Annotated in this window: 12 protein-coding genes and 1 pseudogene; 7 read left to right on the top strand and 6 right to left on the bottom strand. The window is 70.7% G+C overall.

The genetic code is table 11. The features are described from left to right. Nucleotides 1-2934, top strand: a 2934-nt coding sequence (gene dnaE / locus ACH4E8_RS23850) for a DNA polymerase III subunit alpha (protein ID WP_398451322.1), incomplete at its 5' end; no start/stop codon positions are given. Between the two features lie 87 nt (nt 2935-3021). Here the strand turns inward: dnaE and ACH4E8_RS23855 are convergent. Beyond that, nucleotides 3022-3198, bottom strand: coding sequence for a hypothetical protein (locus ACH4E8_RS23855; protein ID WP_398451324.1), 177 nt, complete (start codon nt 3196-3198; stop codon nt 3022-3024). A gap of 241 nt (nt 3199-3439) precedes the next feature. Here ACH4E8_RS23855 and ACH4E8_RS23860 point away from each other — a divergent pair, with 241 nt between their 5' ends. From ACH4E8_RS23860 to ACH4E8_RS23880, 5 genes are all read left to right on the top strand, one after another. After that, nucleotides 3440-4678: an NYN domain-containing protein gene (locus tag ACH4E8_RS23860; protein ID WP_398451326.1), complete on the top strand. Its 1239-nt coding sequence runs from the start codon at nt 3440-3442 to the stop codon at nt 4676-4678. A gap of 107 nt (nt 4679-4785) precedes the next feature. Continuing rightward, nucleotides 4786-5760 carry an ABC transporter ATP-binding protein gene (locus ACH4E8_RS23865; protein ID WP_398451872.1) on the top strand — a complete coding sequence of 325 codons (975 nt, stop codon included), beginning with the start codon at nt 4786-4788 and terminating at the stop codon, nt 5758-5760. Continuing rightward, on the top strand, nt 5757-6584 hold the full coding sequence (locus ACH4E8_RS23870; RefSeq protein WP_398451328.1) for an ABC transporter permease: 828 nt from the start codon (nt 5757-5759) through the stop codon (nt 6582-6584). Before ACH4E8_RS23865 ends, ACH4E8_RS23870 begins: the two co-directional genes overlap by 4 nt. A 34-nt stretch (nt 6585-6618) precedes the next feature. Beyond that, a complete protein-coding gene (locus ACH4E8_RS23875) occupies nt 6619-7290 on the top strand; it encodes a hypothetical protein (RefSeq protein ID WP_398451330.1) in 672 nt (223 codons plus the stop codon). Between the two features lie 505 nt (nt 7291-7795). Next, the gene (locus ACH4E8_RS23880) at nt 7796-8329 is read left to right on the top strand and encodes a hypothetical protein (RefSeq protein WP_398451332.1); all 534 of its coding nucleotides are present in this window, start codon (nt 7796-7798) and stop codon (nt 8327-8329) included. A 1177-nt stretch (nt 8330-9506) separates the two neighbouring features. Here the strand turns inward: ACH4E8_RS23880 and ACH4E8_RS23885 are convergent. The 5 genes and pseudogenes from ACH4E8_RS23885 to ACH4E8_RS23905 all read right to left on the bottom strand — a co-directional run. Beyond that, nucleotides 9507-10352 (bottom strand): annotated as a pseudogene (locus tag ACH4E8_RS23885) (IS630 family transposase); the annotation flags it as partial. 329 nt (nt 10353-10681) lie between these two features. After that, a complete protein-coding gene (ybaK, locus tag ACH4E8_RS23890; protein ID WP_361959949.1) occupies nt 10682-11197 on the bottom strand; it encodes a Cys-tRNA(Pro) deacylase in 516 nt (171 codons plus the stop codon). Between the two features lie 21 nt (nt 11198-11218). Beyond that, the gene (locus tag ACH4E8_RS23895) at nt 11219-11959 is read right to left on the bottom strand and encodes an LON peptidase substrate-binding domain-containing protein (RefSeq protein WP_398451334.1); all 741 of its coding nucleotides are present in this window, start codon (nt 11957-11959) and stop codon (nt 11219-11221) included. Between the two features lie 11 nt (nt 11960-11970). Continuing rightward, nucleotides 11971-12993 (bottom strand): hypothetical protein, encoded by a 1023-nt coding sequence (locus tag ACH4E8_RS23900; protein ID WP_398451336.1) that lies wholly within the window; start codon nt 12991-12993, stop codon nt 11971-11973. 189 nt (nt 12994-13182) lie between these two features. Continuing rightward, complete coding sequence (locus tag ACH4E8_RS23905; RefSeq protein ID WP_398451875.1) at nt 13183-14727, bottom strand: oxidoreductase; 1545 nt, start codon at nt 14725-14727, stop codon at nt 13183-13185. Nucleotides 14728-14979: 252 nt separating this feature from the next. Between ACH4E8_RS23905 and hisD the strand changes: the two genes are divergently transcribed. Beyond that, nucleotides 14980-16302, top strand: a complete 1323-nt coding sequence (hisD, locus tag ACH4E8_RS23910) for a histidinol dehydrogenase (RefSeq protein WP_398451338.1) — start codon at nt 14980-14982, stop codon at nt 16300-16302. Nucleotides 16303-16317: the final 15 nt, after the last annotated feature.

Here is a 16317-nt window from a genome sequence, read left to right on the forward strand (position 1 = left end):
CGGGACGGGCTGCTGGAGATCGGTAAGAAGCTCGGGATTCCGCCGTTGGTGACGAACGACTCGCATTACACGTATGCGCATGAGGCGCAGGCGCACGATGCGTTGTTGTGCATTCAGACGGGGAAGAACCTTTCGGACCCGGATCGGTTCCGTTTCGACGGTTCGGGTTACTACCTGAAGTCGACGGACGAGATGTACGCGGTGGATTCGTCGGACGCGTGGCAGGAGGGGTGCCGGAACACCCTGTTGGTCGCGGAGCAGATCGACACGTCCGGGATGTTCGAGTCCCGGAACCTGATGCCGAAGTTCGAGATCCCCGACGGCTACACCGAAACCACCTGGTTCCAGGCCGAGGTCCGCTCCGGCATGGAGCGCCGCTTCCCGGGGGGCGTCCCGGACGACCGCACCCGGCAGGCGGAGTACGAGATGGACGTCATCATCAAGATGGGGTTCCCGGGGTACTTCCTCGTCGTCGCCGACTTCATCATGTGGGCCAAGCGCAACGGCATCGCGGTCGGCCCCGGCCGAGGGTCCGCGGCCGGCTCGATCGTCGCGTACGCCATGGGCATCACCGACCTCGACCCGATCGAGCACGGCCTGATCTTCGAGCGGTTCCTGAACCCCGAGCGCATCTCGATGCCGGACGTCGACATCGACTTCGACGAGCGCAGGCGCGTCGAAGTCATCCGGTACGTGACGGAGAAGTACGGCGCCGACAAGGTCGCCATGATCGGCACCTACGGAAAGATCAAGGCGAAGAACGCCATCAAGGACTCGGCCCGCGTGCTGGGCTACCCGTACGCGATGGGCGACCGGCTCACCAAGGCGATGCCCGCCGACGTGCTCGGCAAGGGCATCGAGCTCTCCGGCATCACCGACCCCTCGCACCCCCGCTACAGCGAGGCCGCCGAGATCCGGGGGATGTACGAGAACGAGGCGGACGTGAAGAAGGTCATCGACACCGCGCGCGGTGTGGAGGGCCTGGTGCGGCAGATGGGCGTGCACGCGGCCGGCGTGATCATGTCCAGCGAGCCGATCGTGGACCACGCCCCGATCTGGGTCCGGCACACCGACGGCGTCACCATCACCCAGTGGGACTACCCCCAGTGCGAGTCGCTGGGCCTGCTGAAGATGGACTTCCTCGGCCTGCGCAACCTCACCATCATGGACGACGCCGTCAAGATGGTGAAGGCGAACAAGGGCGTCGAGCTGGAGATGCTCTCCGTCCCCCTCGACGACCCCAAGACGTACGAACTGCTGTGCCGCGGTGACACCCTCGGCGTCTTCCAGTTCGACGGCGGCCCGATGCGCTCGCTGCTGCGGCTGATGAAGCCCGACAACTTCGAGGACATCTCCGCCGTCTCCGCGCTGTACCGCCCGGGCCCGATGGGAATGAACTCCCACACGAACTACGCCCTGCGGAAGAACAAGCAGCAGGAGATCACTCCGATCCACCCGGAGTTGGAGGAACCCCTGCGGGAGGTCCTGGACCTCACCCACGGCCTGATCGTGTACCAGGAGCAGGTGCAGAAGGCCGCCCAGATCATCGCCGGCTACTCGCTCGGCGAAGCCGACATCCTCCGCCGCGTCATGGGCAAGAAGAAGCCCGAGGAACTGGCGAAGAACTTCACGATCTTCCAGGCCGGCGCCCGCAAGAACAACTACTCGGACGAGGCCATCCAGGCGCTGTGGGACGTGCTGGTCCCCTTCGCCGGCTACGCGTTCAACAAGGCGCACTCCTCCGCGTACGGCCTGGTCACCTACTGGACCGCCTACCTCAAGGCGAACTACCCGGCCGAGTACATGGCCGCCCTGCTGACCTCGGTGAAGGACGACAAGGACAAGTCGGCCGTCTACCTCAACGAGTGCCGCCGCATGGGCATCAAGGTGCTCCCGCCGAACGTCAACGAGTCGCAGTCGAACTTCGCCGCGCAGGGCGACGACGTGATCCTCTTCGGCCTCTCCGCCGTCCGCAACGTCGGCACGAACGTGGTGGAGTCGATCATCCGCTGCCGCAAGGCCAAGGGGAAGTACTCCACCTTCCCCGACTTCCTCGACAAGGTCGAGGCGGTCGTCTGCAACAAGCGGACCGTCGAGTCGCTGATCAAGGCCGGCGCCTTCGACGAGATGGGCCACACCCGCAAGAGCCTGGTCGCCCACCACGAACCCATGATCGACAACGTGGTCGCGGTCAAGCGCAAGGAGGCCGAGGGACAGTTCGACCTCTTCGGGGGGATGGGGGACGAGTCGAGCGACGAGCCCGGCTTCGGACTCGACGTCGAGTTCTCCGACGTGGAGTGGGAGAAGGCGTACCTCCTCGCGCAGGAGCGCGAGATGCTCGGCCTCTACGTCTCCGACCATCCGCTCTTCGGCATCGAGCACGTGCTGTCGGACAAGTCGGACGCCGCGATCTCCCAGCTCACCGGCGGTGAGCACGCCGACGGCGCGGTGGTCACCATCGGCGGCATCATCTCCGGCCTCCAGCGGAAGATGACCAAGCAGGGCAACGCCTGGGCCATCGCCACCGTCGAGGACCTGGCCGGCTCCATCGAGTGCATGTTCTTCCCCGCCACCTATCAACTCGTCTCCACCCAGCTCGTGGAGGACACGGTGGTCTTCGTCAAGGGCCGACTCGACAAGCGCGAGGACGTGCCCCGGCTGGTCGCCATGGAGATGCAGGTCCCCGACCTGTCGAACGCCGGCACCAACGCGCCGGTGATCGTCACCATCCCCACCGTCAAGGTCAATCCGCCGATGGTCACCCGGCTCGGGGAGATCCTCAGCCACCACAAGGGCAACACCGAGGTGCGGATCAAGCTCCAGGGCCCCCGCTCCACCACGGTCCTACGGCTCGACCGCCACCGGGTGCAGGCGGACCCGGCGCTCTTCGGCGATCTGAAGGTGCTCCTCGGCCCGTCCTGCCTGGCCGGCTGAGCCCGGACGCACGCACACAGGGGCGCGCCCGTCGTCACGGGCGCGCCCCTGCTTCGTTATCCCTGATCCTCGATCCCTCGCGCCGGCTCAGTTGTGGCCGAAGCGGCGCTGGTGCTTGCGGGCCACGTCCGCCGGGCTGCCCTGGGCCTGCGACTGCGGCTGGGCCTGGGATTCGTAGGCGGTCGACTTCGCCTGCTCCCGGCCGTGCTCGGCCGGTGCGGTGCGATCTCGGTGGCTTCCCTTGCGGTTCTTGTTCTTGGCCATGACGGATGCCTCCATCGGCGGTTCGGGGGTGCCTCTCTTGGGGCCGCGACCAGACTCACACATAGGGGCATACAGCGCATTTTGGATCATTGCGGTGGGTAAGGGGTCCTTGTCAAGGGCTGTTTTCAGGGTTCCGCCACGCCGTTGATCGAGTTCCGGCCGTTAAGCGTCACGAGGTCGGGCAGACTCGTCGTGAACCCGGAAGAACCTCCCGACCGGCCCGGAAGTCTCCCGAAAGAGGGTGGAGCGCGTGGACCGCTGCGTTGTCCTGGTGGATGCCGGCTATCTCCTGGGTGCCGCCGCGAGCCTGCTCGCCGGAGAGCCGACGCGCTCCCGGATCACGGTCGACCACGCCGCCCTCATCCAGGGCCTGCGGGAGCTCGCCGAAGGCGACACCGAGCGCCCCTTGCTCCGCATCTACTGGTTCGACGGCGCACCGGACCGGGTGCCGCAGCCCGAGCACCGCCGGCTGCGCGTGATGCCCCGGGTCACGGTCCGCCTGGGCGCGCTGACTCGCAGTGACGGCCGCTGGGCGCAGAAGGGCGTGGACGCGGCCATGCACGCGGAGCTCACCGAGCTGGCCAGAAATCGCGCCTGTTCCGACGTCGTGCTCGTCACCGGCGACGGGGACCTGCTGCCCGGGCTGATGTCCGCCAAGGAACACGGCGTCGCCGTCCACCTCTGGGCCGTCCAGGCCGCCGACGGCGACTACAACCAGTCCGAGGACCTGGTGGCGGAGGCCGACGAGCGGCGCGTCCTGGACCGCGCCTGGATCACCCGGGCCGTGCGCGCCAAGGAGATCGGCGGCGTCTGCGCGCCCCCGCCGGTGCCCCGGCCCGAGATCGCCGCCATCCTCTCCGCCCCGCTGCCCGAGGCCGCGCTCGCCGCCGCGGCCCAGGAGCGCGCCGCGCAGCCCGTCAGCGGCAACGGGGAGCGGCCCGCCGCCGCGCCCGCCGACGCCCCCGCGCCCGCCGCCAAGGGCGTACCCACCCCCAAGGATCTGGCGGGCCTGCGCGCCCCCGGGCCGCCGCAGCCGGCCCAGCCGCTGGCCGGCGCCACCTTGCGCTGGTCGTCCGACAAGGGCTGGATCGACCGCCCCGGCGCCGGCGCGCTGGGCGAGCCGCCCGAGACCGCATCCCTGCCCACCCTCGCCCAGCTCACCAGCGCCGAACAGCGCTGGGCGGACCGCGAGGAGGACATCACCACCGTCGGCGGCGACCCCTTCGAAGTCGGCCAGGTCTTCGCCCGCCGCTGGATGGCGCGGCTGCCGGAGAGCGGACACGTCCAGAAGCTCTCCACGCTCTACCCCCGCATCCCGCACCGGATCGACGGGGAACTGTTGCGCTACGCAGCCCGCTTCGGACTCCTGGCCCACAAGGACGACCAGATCGACGAGCACGACCGGTACGCGATCCGGGCCGGGTTCTGGCGCGAGATCGACGTCCGCACCGCCGCGGACCACGTTCCCGCGGCCGACTGACCCCCGCCCCGGCGCCGTGCGGGCGACGGCCCCCGCGCCCGTGCTGCGCCCGCCCCCGCGCACGGCGGGCCCCGGGCGACCCCGTACCCTCATACCTCGTGAGAACGGTGTGCGTGGTGCGGCGACTGGTCAAGACGTACCCTGCCGTGCGCGCCCGCCGCGGGGTCCCCGCCACCCCCGAAGTGCGGGCCACCGACGGCATCAGCCTCGAAGTGCAGGGCGGCGAGATCTTCGGGCTCCTCGGGCCCAACGGCGCCGGCAAGTCCACCCTCGTACGACAGTTGACCGGCCTGATGCGGCCCGACGCCGGCAGCGTCGAGGTCCTCGGCCACGACCTGGTGCGCCACCCGGAGCGGGCGGCGCGGCTCATCGGCTACCTGGGCCAGGAGTCGACGGCGCTCGACGAACTCACCGTCTCGCTCGCCGCCGAGACCACCGGGCGGCTGCGCGGGCTCTCCGTCGCCGACGCGCGCGCCGAACGCGACGCCGTCCTGGAGGAACTGGGCCTGACCGCGCTCGCGGGCCGGGCCCTGAAGAAGCTCTCCGGCGGGGAGCGCCGGCTCGCCTGCGTCGCCGCCACGTTGGTCGGCGAGCGGCCGCTGCTGGTCCTCGACGAGCCGACCACCGGCATGGACCCGGTCGCCCGGCGCGCCGTGTGGGCCGCGGTGGACCGCCGCAGGGCCGAGCGCGGCACGACCGTCGTCCTCGTGACCCACAACGTCATCGAGGCGGAGACCGTGCTCGACCGGGTCGCCGTGCTCGACCGCGGGCGGGTGATCGCCTGCGACACCCCCGGGGGCCTGAAGGAACGCATCGCCGGCGAGGTGCGGGTGGAGTTGGTGTGGCGCGAACGCGCGCCGCTGGACGTGCCCGAGGTCGCCGCGCTACGGGGCTCGGCGCAGGAGTCCGGTCGCCGCTGGGTGCTCCGGCTCGCACCGGACGAGGCGCGCGCCGCGGTCGCGGCGGTCACGGGCGGCGCGGCCTTCGCGGCGCTCGACGACTTCACGCTGGCCACGCCCAGCCTGGAGGACGTGTACCTGGCGCTCGGGGGGAACATGACGAAGGGGCTGGTCAAAGCGTGAGCATCGTGCCCGCGGCTGCGGTGTCCACCGGGGCGCGCAACAGAGAACGGGACGCGGCCCCGCCGCTTCCGGCACCGCTCGCCCCCCGGGCGCGGCTGCTGCCCTCGCTCGCCGCGGTGTACCGGGCGCAGCTCTCCCGGGCCCGGGTCGCCCGCATTCCGCTGCTCTTCGTCGCGACCTTCCAGTCCGTCGGGATCATGATCCTGATGCGCGGGGTCGTCGACGGCGGCGACGAGGCGCGGGCCGTGGTCGCCGGTTCGGCGGTGCTGGTCGTCGCCTTCGTGGCGCTGAACCTGCTCGCCCAGTACTTCGGCCAGCTACGGGCCAGCGGCGGCCTCGACCACTACGCCACGCTGCCCGTGCCGCCCGCGGCGGTCGTGCTGGGCGCGGCGGCGGCGTACGCCTCCTTCACCGCGCCGGGCACCGTGGTCACCGCGGTCACCGGCAGCGTCCTGTTCGGGCTGCCGCTGACGCACCTGTGGGTGCTGGTGGCCGTCATTCCGATCTCCGGGGCGGCGCTGGCCGGCCTGGGCGCGGCCCTCGGGCTGCTCGCGCCCCGCCAGGAACTGGCCACGTTGCTCGGTCAGTTGGGCATGTCCGCGGCGCTGCTGCTGGGCGTGCTGCCGGCCGCGCGGCTGCCGGAGCCGATCGTCTACGCGCGGGACCTGCTGCCGTCGACGTACGGCGTCGAGGCGCTGGCCGGGACGTTCGAGACCAGCCCCGACTGGGCGGCGGTCGGGTTCGACCTGGGCGTCTGCGCGGCCGTGGGCGTCGTTTCGCTGACGGTCGCGACCTGGGCGTATCGCCGGGCGGCGGTCCGATGAGGCGCGGTCGCGACACGCCTGGCACGATGGCGGAGTGACCGCACCGCTGACACCGCCGCACCAGCCGCACCACGAGTCGGGCGAGCCCGACCCCTGGCGGGCGCCGCAGGCCGGGGGCCGGCCCGCGCCGCCCGTGGACGACGGGCGCGACTACGAGGCCGGCGATGCCCCGTCCACCGGCGAAGAGCTCCGGGCCGACCTGCGCGACGGCGCGCTGACGGTGGTGGCCCTGGCGGTCCTCGGGATCGTCCTCGGGCTGCTGTGGCTGTGGCTGGCGCCCAAGGTGCAGTTGATCTCCAACGGCCGGGAGATCTACCTCCGGGACACGGAGGGCGAAGAGGCGATCGGCGCGGACGGAACGTTCGCCCTACTCGCCCTCGTCTTCGGCGCGGTGAGTGCGGCGGGCGTCTTCTGGTGGCGCCGCCGCGGCGGCATCGTCCTGGTGCTCGCGCTCGCGCTCGGCGGGCTCGTCGGCGGGCTGGTGGCCTGGCGGCTCGGCGTGTGGCTGGGCCCCACGACGGACCTGGTGGCCCATGCGAAGTCGGTGGGGCCGAACGTGCCCTTCGACGGCCCGCTGGAGCTGCGTGCGTACGGCGTGCTGGTGGCGTGGCCGCTGTCGGCGATGGCAGTCCACCTGACCCTGACGGGGCTCCTGGGCCCCCGCGACCCGGCACCCCCGCCGGCATGCCTCAGTGGGGCCCGCTGACGTAGCCCACGGGCCGGCGAGCCGGCCTGTGACGCGCGCCGCGGCCACCTTTGGGGCGCGGTGAGTCCTCCACCGTGGCCGAGTAGTCACACGGTCGGCCGGGCAATTCCGGGGTGGTGCGGCCCACCCCCTTGCCCTGTCCGGTCATGCTCACCACCACGCCGCCGATCCAGTGGGTGCCGTGATCGTCGTCGTACGCCCACATGACGTGGCCCGCGACGTCGTCACCGGCGCGGACGCCGAGGGACGTCCACACCTCGCCGCGCTGGGAGAGCAGGAGATGGGCATTGTCGGCCAGGACCGTGCCCGGTGTCGTTCAGGGCGGTCGGCCCGCCGATGGACTGTCGTGCCTGAGCCGTGCCACCACTCCGACACTCCGCTGCAGTTCGGCAGTGCGCGGGTCGTCCCGGGCACCCGGGCACGAACAGGCCACGGAATGCCGAGCGATTGGCCGGCCACGCGTTTTCCGGGTGGGCTGGTAGATGCAGTGGCTAGGATCACCGTTATGGCGTTTATCTGGGTGGAGAATTTTACGGATGACGTATATGTCACCTATGCGCGCGGGATCACACTTGAAGAGTTAAGAGATCGACTCGTCGGCGTTCAGCCGCCGCTCGTACTGGCCGAGGCTAAGGGGTGGGTGTACGCGGTGGAGACGATCGATCGGGCCAGGAACGCTCCTGACGAACCACAGGTTCCTGCGATCGCCGCTTCTTCCGGTGGGGCGGAGGTGATCTTTTTCTCCACTCGCTCGTGGGATCCGCCCTCGACATTCACTTACGCCAGAGATGGTCTATTTGCATTAGGTTTCGGTATGGGGTGTGGAGGTGAGGAAGAGGAACGCCTGATGGGTGAAGGGGAGAGTGATTTCCTCGCCCCCGTCCTCGAGGCTGCGGGGATCATTGGTGAAGATGATTCGCGCTACGAGGACGAGGACTTCAATCTTCACGGAGAGGAAACCATCCGCGCGATCACGGACTACTTTGACCTGCCAGAGCCACCCTTGGGCAGGTTTGATCCCCAGCTTTTCACGGAGTGAACGTACAAGTTGCGGTGGGGGTTCCGAACCTACAGTTCTGAAATCCTGGGACTTGTACGGAGTATCGATCCTTGTCGAGAAGTCTGCGGCCTGCAGCGAAGCGGGTATCGCGCCAGCAGCAGTCGCCAGCCGAAGCCCGCCCGGTGTCGCTTGGCCCGGACGGAACCGTCTGACGCCGTGGTCAGCGAGACGTCGACCGTGCGCCACCCGCCGTCGTGCCGCACCCGTTCTGGGCCGGGGGTGAGTTCGGTGGTCAGTGTGCCGTCCGGATTGGCAACGGTCCAAGTGGTAGCGGTCGTCTCGTCATCCACGACCACCTTCTTCTCAGTCCGTTTGGCTTCGTTAAGACCCCATGCCTGCGATCCCCGAGCATGTTGGGCAGCCCATGACATGTCCGAACGGAGGATTTCTTCAGCCGAAGGAACTGATATCGCGGATGGCTGCGTTTCCGGGTTTTCCTGTGCTGATGCTGCCGCGGTGGAACCCGACGCAAGCAGGGAAGTCTCTGCGACCAGGAGAAGAGACAGTGCCACAGCAGCGCCGCAGCAGGCGATCAAGTCTAAGTCCGCATGTGGGAAGCTGACATCCTTTCACGTGACTCACGTTGCCTCCTCGGTGTATTCGCTCCTGTGCGTGTGCACACAAGTGCGACACTAGGTGTGTGTGGAGACACGGCAAGGCGAGTAGACGCCAGGTACCAACAGCCTCCGAGGTCGCTATGGTCGCGATCAGTCGATGCTCTACATCACCGGCCTGGCCGTGCACCAGACACGACCTAGTGCTGTGACCGGCGAAGGTTCACCGATTTGTCTGATCGCGTGGCGAGTACACGCCCGCCGTCCTGGCTCGTGACAAAATTTCGCCATGCAGGTGTCAGATGATCTCGTGGATCTTCACGTATCGGTCTGCCGGGAACGGAGTGAGCTGGCCGATTTCGTCAGGTCCAGTGGTCCTGTCAAGGACTGGAACGCTGTCGTTCGAGCGGGAGCCGCCAGGCGCCAGAGATCCCTCGAGGAGTCGGAACGCACGTTGGAGGACGCTGTGCGAGGCCACGCGCGCTCGGAGGGCGAGGTGCGGGAGTTGCGGCGCTCTCTGCGTCGAGCGGCAGCGATCAACTTCGCGAAGCAGGGTTCGGACCGGGTCACCTGACTCAGGCGGGGAGGGCTGGTCTGCCATCTCAGCGGGTTCTCTTCTCGCAGCGGATGCGGGCGCGTTCCTTGCACTGGGCCGCGAGGACGTCGGGGTGGCGGGCTTTGGCGTTGCGCCAGTGCAGATGGCGGTGCAGGGCCCGGGTCTGGATCGTGTGGTTCGGGTGGTGGGAATTGGCCAGGGTGAACTGTCGCAGCGGTCCGAGGTGGGCCTCGATGGGGTTGGCCCAGGACGCGTAGGTGGGTGTGAAGCACAGCTCGACCTTGTTCCTCGTCGCCCACCTGCGGATCTTCCAGTTGAGGTGGGCGGAGAGGTTGTCGAGGATCACGTAGATCGGGGCGCCCTCCGGACGGGCGGCGCGGATGGACCGCAGGGCGGCCCGGGTGTGGTCGATGCCCTTGCGGCGCCGGTTGACACCCCACAGTTTGTCGTCGCCGACCGAGTAGCAGCTGTGAAAGTAGGTGATGCCGTGGGTGCGGCGGTAGGTGGCCGGCAGCCGGTCGGGGCTGCCCTGCTTCTGCCAGCAGGGTCCGGCAGTGGGGCGGATGCCGAGCGGGCCGAACTCGTCGAAGGTAAACGTGCGGTCCGGGCGCTCGTTGACCGCGTACTCGATCCGTTCCAGCTTGGCGTCGAAGGCGGGGTCCGGTGACTCCTTCCAGGTCTTCGTCCGCTGGAAGGTGATCCCGCGCCGGGTCAGCAGGCACCGCAGTGCCTCGCGGCCGATCAGGACGGGCCTGGCTACGTTCCGGCGCAGGTGGTCGGCGAGTTTGCGGATCGACCAGCGGGTGAAGGGCCTACCCAGCAAGGTTGGACGGGTGGTGGCCGTCTGGACGACGAAGTCCTCGTCGTCACTGTTCAGCAGGCGGGGACGGCCGCGCCCCTAGGTTGCTCCGGCGCACCGCAACGCGTGACAGCAAGGACCACGCGGGCCCAGGTTGTTTCCGCGCACCGCAGTGCGGCACGAACAGGTCGCTCAGAGCGTGAGTCGGGCTCAGCTCGCAGGCGCGAGGCGGCTTCCGGGGGCTAATTGGGGGGCAGCCGAACCCCAAAGGCGCGGGTGCTACGCCGGGCGGCGGCCGTGGTTGGCCTTGCGGGTGCGCCACTTGCGCTTGCGGGTGCGCTTGGACATCGCGGGGGTCCCTTCTTCGACGCCTCCTGGGGTCGTACCGCAGGAACGCACCCGCGTCGAGCCCCCGCGTGCGACTACGCGCGGCCGATGGGAGCCACGACCGCCCCCGTCAGGCCCGCCAGGTCCCCGGGGGCCAGCTCTACCTCCAAGCCGCGGCGGCCGGCCGAGATGCAGATCGTGGGGTGGGCGGACGCGGAGGCGTCCAGGACCGTGCGCAGGCGCTTGCGCTGGCCCAGCGGGGAGATGCCGCCGCGCACGTAGCCCGTGGTGCGCTCCGCCGCCGCCGGGTCCGCCATCGTCGCGCGCTTGCCGCCGACCGCCGCCGCCAGGGCCTTGAGGTCGAGTTGGCCCGCGACGGGCACGACCGCGACGGTCAGTTGGCCGTCGACGTCGGCGACGAGCGTCTTGAAGACCCGGTCGGGGGAGACGCCCAGCGCCCGGGCCGCCTCCTCGCCGTACGAGGGCGACGACGGGTCGTGGTCGTACGCGTGCACCGTGAAGGGGGTGCCCGCGGCCGTCAGCGCGACCGTGGCCGGAGTCCCGCCCGCACCGCCCGCGCCGTTCGCCGGCTTCTTCGCCTTCTTCGCCACTGCGCAACGCTCCTGATGACGTCAGTTGGGGTTGGTCGGCGCCCGCGTCAGCTCCACCGCGGGCAGCGACGGGAGGTGTCGGATCACGGCCGTCTCCGAGCGCAGCAGGGTCAGCTCCTGGCGCAGCCGGGAGGCCACGTCCGCCGCCTCCAGCAGCTCCTGCTTGGTCGGGGTGTCGAGCATCGCCGCGGCGGCGACCAGGTACGAGACGACGGACGGGTCGTCCGGGAGGTCCGGGGGAGCGGACAGGGTCGCCTCGCGCGCCCCCGCGAGCCGCTTCTGATACGTGCGGAAGGCCCGCAGCACGCCTTCGGCCAGCGTGCCGGCGCCCTCGCCGATGACGTCGGGGACCTCCTCGACCTCGGCGGTCAGGAACGGCCCCGAAGCGTCGACGGAGTGGATGCGGACCCGGACGGTGCCGGTGGCGAGGACCTCGAAGCCGCCGTCGGCGCGCTCCCGGATCGTCGCCGCGTCCGCGATGCAGCCCATCGGGTGGAACGCGGCGAGCGGGTCCGCGCCGAAGCCGGCCGCGGGCCCGCGTTCGGGCAGTGCCGTCGGGTCGGGCATGCCCGGTGAGGTCGGCGCCACCTCGTGGCCGTCGCGGATGGCGACCACGGCGAAGCGGCGCGGCTCGGACTCGTCGGTCTTCAACAGCTCGCGCATCATGGCGCGGTAGCGCTCCTCGAAGACGTTCAGCGGCAGTACCAGCCCGGGGAACAGCACCGAGTTCAGGGGAAAGAGCGGCAGACGTGCGGTGGTCACGACGGACAAGCCTAATGGTCCGCGGCGCTGCCCCGGGCGGCCCTGGTCCGCAACGGCGTCGTGGACGCCAACCGGTGCCGTACGCCCTGGCGCGCGTCGAGGAAGCGACCGAGGGGGTCGTCGGAGAAGTACGACCACGGAAACGTCGTCGCGTACGGGCCGATCTGCCGGAACTGCTCCAGCGCCGCTTCCCAGCGCCCCCGGCGCACCAGCACCGCCGCGGTCAGGTTCCGCACCTCCGCGGGCCACGGCTCGGCGGGCGGATAGTCCGCCAGCAGCACGACCGCCCGGTCCGCGGCCTCGTCGATGCGGTCCTGGTGCACGGAGCTGCCCTCGCCGTTCAACAGCCGGGCGAAGGCCGCGTGCACCGGCAGCGCTTGGATCAGGGAGTGCGGCAGCGCGTCGGCCGCGGCCTTCTCGGCGAAGTCGAAGCACTCCCCGTGGGAGCCGTACCACTGGGCGGAGAGGTAGCGCAGGGCGGCGACGTGGCAGCCGTAGTGGTGCGCGCTGCGGCGCACGGCCCGCTCCCACAGCGCCTCGAAGGCGGTGTGCGTGGCGTGCGTGCCGCGCGCGTGGTCCAGCGCGATCCGCCAGGGCACGGGGTCCTGCGGGGCGCAGTCCGCGGCGGCGTCGATCAACGGGCCCATCTCCCGCAGCCGCTCGGCGCGCGCGGGGGAGGCCCACGCCCGGCGGACCTCCAACTCGGCCTTCACGACCAGGGCGTCCGGGTCGCACGGGGCGTGCGCCAGCCAGCCCGACAGCCAGTCGTCGCGGGCGTACGCGAAGGACGACAGCCGGGCCACGTAGCGGTCGCGGCTCTCCCAGTCCGCGCCTTCGCGCACTTCGGAGAGCAATCGTGCGGCCGGTGCCCAGTCACCGAGCGCGGCGGCCACCAACGACGGGGCCATGCGCCCGTCGGGCGCGTCGAGCAGTACCGCGTCGTCCGGCGGCAGTCCGTCCGCGAGCCGGGGCGTGTGGCGGATCATGCGTGCGGTGCGCAGCAGGGCGCGGAGCAATGACATGGTGCGGACCATTGAAAACCGCAGGTGGGGGCGGCGCCAGCGAAACGGTGTGAAGCTTTGGTGGTGGCCGAAAGGTTGTTCTGACCAAGGCCAAGAGAGCGTAAAGAAAGGTGCTGATCCGGGGGCACCCATGAAGAAAGTGAGGGCCTGATCATGCTTCCGTGCGCCCCCGGCGTACGGAAGCACGATCAGTTCGGGGCACTAATTGCGGCTCAGCAAGCGCGTCGCACCAGCAGCCACAGTCGTCGCAAGAATCCACCCCAGTATCACCAGCCCCGCCGCGGCCCACTGCCAGACGCCCTCCAGGCGCCAATAGCCGTCCTGGCCGAGGTTGATCACCGGGATCAGCAGGTCCAGGGCGTACAACGGGGCGCTCCACTCGGGGTGTTCCCCCTGTTTCATCGGCGCGGGCCGGTTGCCCGCGAAGACCAGCGCGCCCGCCGCCCACAGCACGGCCATCCACAGCGCCGCCCGCCCCGGCCGGTAGCCGTACGCCACCGTCAGGTCCTGGATGTGCCCCCACGCCTTTCCCGCCAGCGGCAGCGTCTCGCGCCGGCGCCGCTGCTTGGCCAGCAGCACCTCGCGCGCGTCCGCGTCCTCGCCGCTGTTGCGCAGCACCGTCGCCAGCCGCTCGTACGGCTCCGGGGAGTACTCCGGCGTCGCCGACTCGACCCACGCCAGCCGGCGGTTCAGCGGGAAGGAGTCGATCGGGACGAGGTTCTCGTAGACGAAGCCGCCCATCGCCAGGCCGCCCGGGCCGGGCCAACTCGTCGCCACGTCCACCAGCGTGACCACCTTCGCGCCGTTCAGCACCACCCGGCCCTCCTCGGGCCGCTCCGCGTTGAAGCGCAGCTCCGGGCTGACTATCCGGCGCAGCGACAGCTCCTCGCCCGCGTTCATCAAGAACCGCGCCCGGTGCAGGTCGATCGCGTCGCCGAACCGGCCGTCGTCCAGCCGCACCCCGCCGTGGCACTCGAAGGGCTGGAGCCGGGTGCCGCGCCGCCCGCCGGAGGTGTGGATCACGCCGTACGAGGGGGTGCTCCCCGGGTCACCCGTCGCCGCGCTCACCCACGCGCCGGTGAGGTACAGCGTCCGCTCCACCGAGAGCTGGGGCGCGTTGAGCGCGCGCCGGTCGGCCGCCGCGCGCAGCTTGCTGCCGCGCAGGCTCAGCGACACCCCGACCTTCGCGCCGCGCAGGCTGAACTCGCCGTACGTCTGGATCAGCTCGGCCTGGAGGTCCTGGGCCACCGAGAGCCCGTCCGCGGTGATCGCCCGCCCGCGACGGTCCGGTCGCACGTGGATCTGGTTGATCAGCAGGTCCGTGCCGATCTGCGCGTCCGTGAGCCGGATGCCGTGCTCGACCCGGCAGCGCGGCAGGTGCAGATCGCCCTCGGTGCGCAGTCGGGCCGCCTCCAGCCGCGGGAAGACGCAGCCCACCAGGCGCAGCGTCGTCACGTGCGCCTCCGGCATCAGGATCTCGCTGTCGAAGCGGCAGGCGTGCAGCTCGACGTACGGCCCGACGGTGCCGCCGGCCAGCTTCAGCGTGCCCGTGACCTGCACCCCGCGGAGCTTGAGCGCGGCCACCCGGCCGGGGTGCGGCGAGGGCCCGTCCAACAGCAGCAGGGCCACGACCAAAGCCCGGACCTGGCGCTCCGGCCCCCACGGATGGGGCGAGAAGGGATCGTTGCGCAGCGGATCGGGATCGCTCAGGTCGAAGGTGCTGCCGTTCCTGAAGGCGTTCCACATGCGCTGCTCGGTCGGGCTGAGCCCGTCCGGAGGACCGTCGTCCGACGGCTCGGCCACTGGCGCTTCCCCCGTTCCTCGACGGCGTCGCGCGACTCCCGTACCCGGGCGCGTACAGCCGTTATTCCCGCTGAGTGACGGGGTGAACGCTAGTGGTCATGGCAGGTTCGTGCGCACCGCTTCACCCCTCGGGGGTCCGTATCAGCCAGTGATACGGACGACGGCCGCCGTTCCGGGTCTGCGAGAATTGTCGGTGTGATCTCCCGAATCGATCTGCGCGGCGACGCCCTCCCCGAGGGGGCCGCCCTGCGCGACCTGCTGCCCCGTGCCGAGTTCGACGTGGAAGCCGCCCTGGAGAAGGTGCGGCCCATCTGCGAGGACGTGCACCATCGCGGCACGGCGGCGCTGATCGACTACGCGCAGCGGTTCGACGGGGTCGCCCTGGAGCGGATCAGGGTGCCCGTGAGCGCCCTGACCGAGGCCCTGGAGGGGTTGGATCCGGCCGTCCGCGCCGCCCTGGAGGAGTCGATCCGGCGCGCCCGGATCGTCCACCGCGCGCAGCGCCGCTCCACGCACACCACCCAGGTCGTCCCCGGCGGCACCGTCACCGAGAAGTGGGTCCCCGTCGAGCGCGTCGGGCTGTACGCCCCCGGCGGCCGGTCCGTGTACCCCTCCTCCGTGATCATGAACGCGGTGCCGGCGCAGGAAGCCGGCGTCCCGTCGATCGCGCTGGCCTCCCCGCCGCAGAAGGAGCACGGCGGACTGCCGCACCCCACGATCCTCGCCGCCTGCGCGCTGCTCGGCGTCGACGAGGTGTACGCGGCCGGCGGCGCCCAGGCCGTCGCCATGTTCGCGTACGGCACCGAGGAGTGCGCCCCGGCGAACATGGTCACCGGCCCCGGCAACATCTGGGTGGCCGCCGCCAAGCGCTACTTCACCGGCCGCATCGGCATCGACACCGAAGCCGGCCCGACCGAGATCGCCGTCCTCGCCGACGACACCGCCGACCCGGTGCACGTCGCCGCCGACCTGATCAGCCAGGCCGAGCACGACCCGATGGCCGCCGCCGTCCTCGTCACCGACTCCACCGACCTCGCCGACGCGGTCGTCAAGGAACTGGAGCCGCAGGTGGCCGCCGCCCGGCACGTCGAGGACCGGATCGTGCCCGCGCTCACCGGCAAGCAGTCCGCGATCGTCCTCGTCGACGGCGTCGAGGAGGGCCTGCGGGTCGTCGACGCGTACGGCGCGGAGCACCTGGAAGTGCAGACCGCCGACGCCGCGGCCGTCGCCGCCCGGGTGCGCAACGCGGGCGCGATCTTCGTCGGCCCCTGGTCCCCGGTCTCCCTCGGCGACTACGCCGCCGGGTCGAACCACGTCCTGCCCACCGGCGGCTGCGCCTGCCACTCCTCCGGCCTGTCCGTGCAGTCCTTCCTGCGCGGCATCCACATCGTCGACTACAGCCGCGACGCCCTCGCCGAGGTCACCCACCACGTGGTCACCCTCGCCGAGGCGGAGGACCTGCCCGCCCACGGCGCCGCCCTGAAGGCCCGGTTCGCCTGGAAGGTGCCCAGCGAGTGAACGACACGCACGACC

Source organism: Streptomyces sp. NPDC017979 (genome assembly GCF_044328175.1).
Classification (GTDB): Bacteria; Actinomycetota; Actinomycetes; order Streptomycetales; family Streptomycetaceae; genus Streptomyces.

Bases quoted from the DNA above. Each gene is read 5' to 3' on its own strand.
- ACH4E8_RS23880 (WP_398451332.1), top strand. From the start codon at position 7,796: ATGGCGTTTATCTGGGTGGAGAATTTTACGGATGACGTATATGTCACC.
- ACH4E8_RS23855 (WP_398451324.1), bottom strand. From the start codon at position 3,198: ATGGCCAAGAACAAGAACCGCAAGGGAAGCCACCGAGATCGCACCGCA.
- ACH4E8_RS23900 (WP_398451336.1), bottom strand. From the start codon at position 12,993: ATGGTCCGCACCATGTCATTGCTCCGCGCCCTGCTGCGCACCGCACGC.
- ACH4E8_RS23905 (WP_398451875.1), bottom strand. From the start codon at position 14,727: ATGTGGAACGCCTTCAGGAACGGCAGCACCTTCGACCTGAGCGATCCC.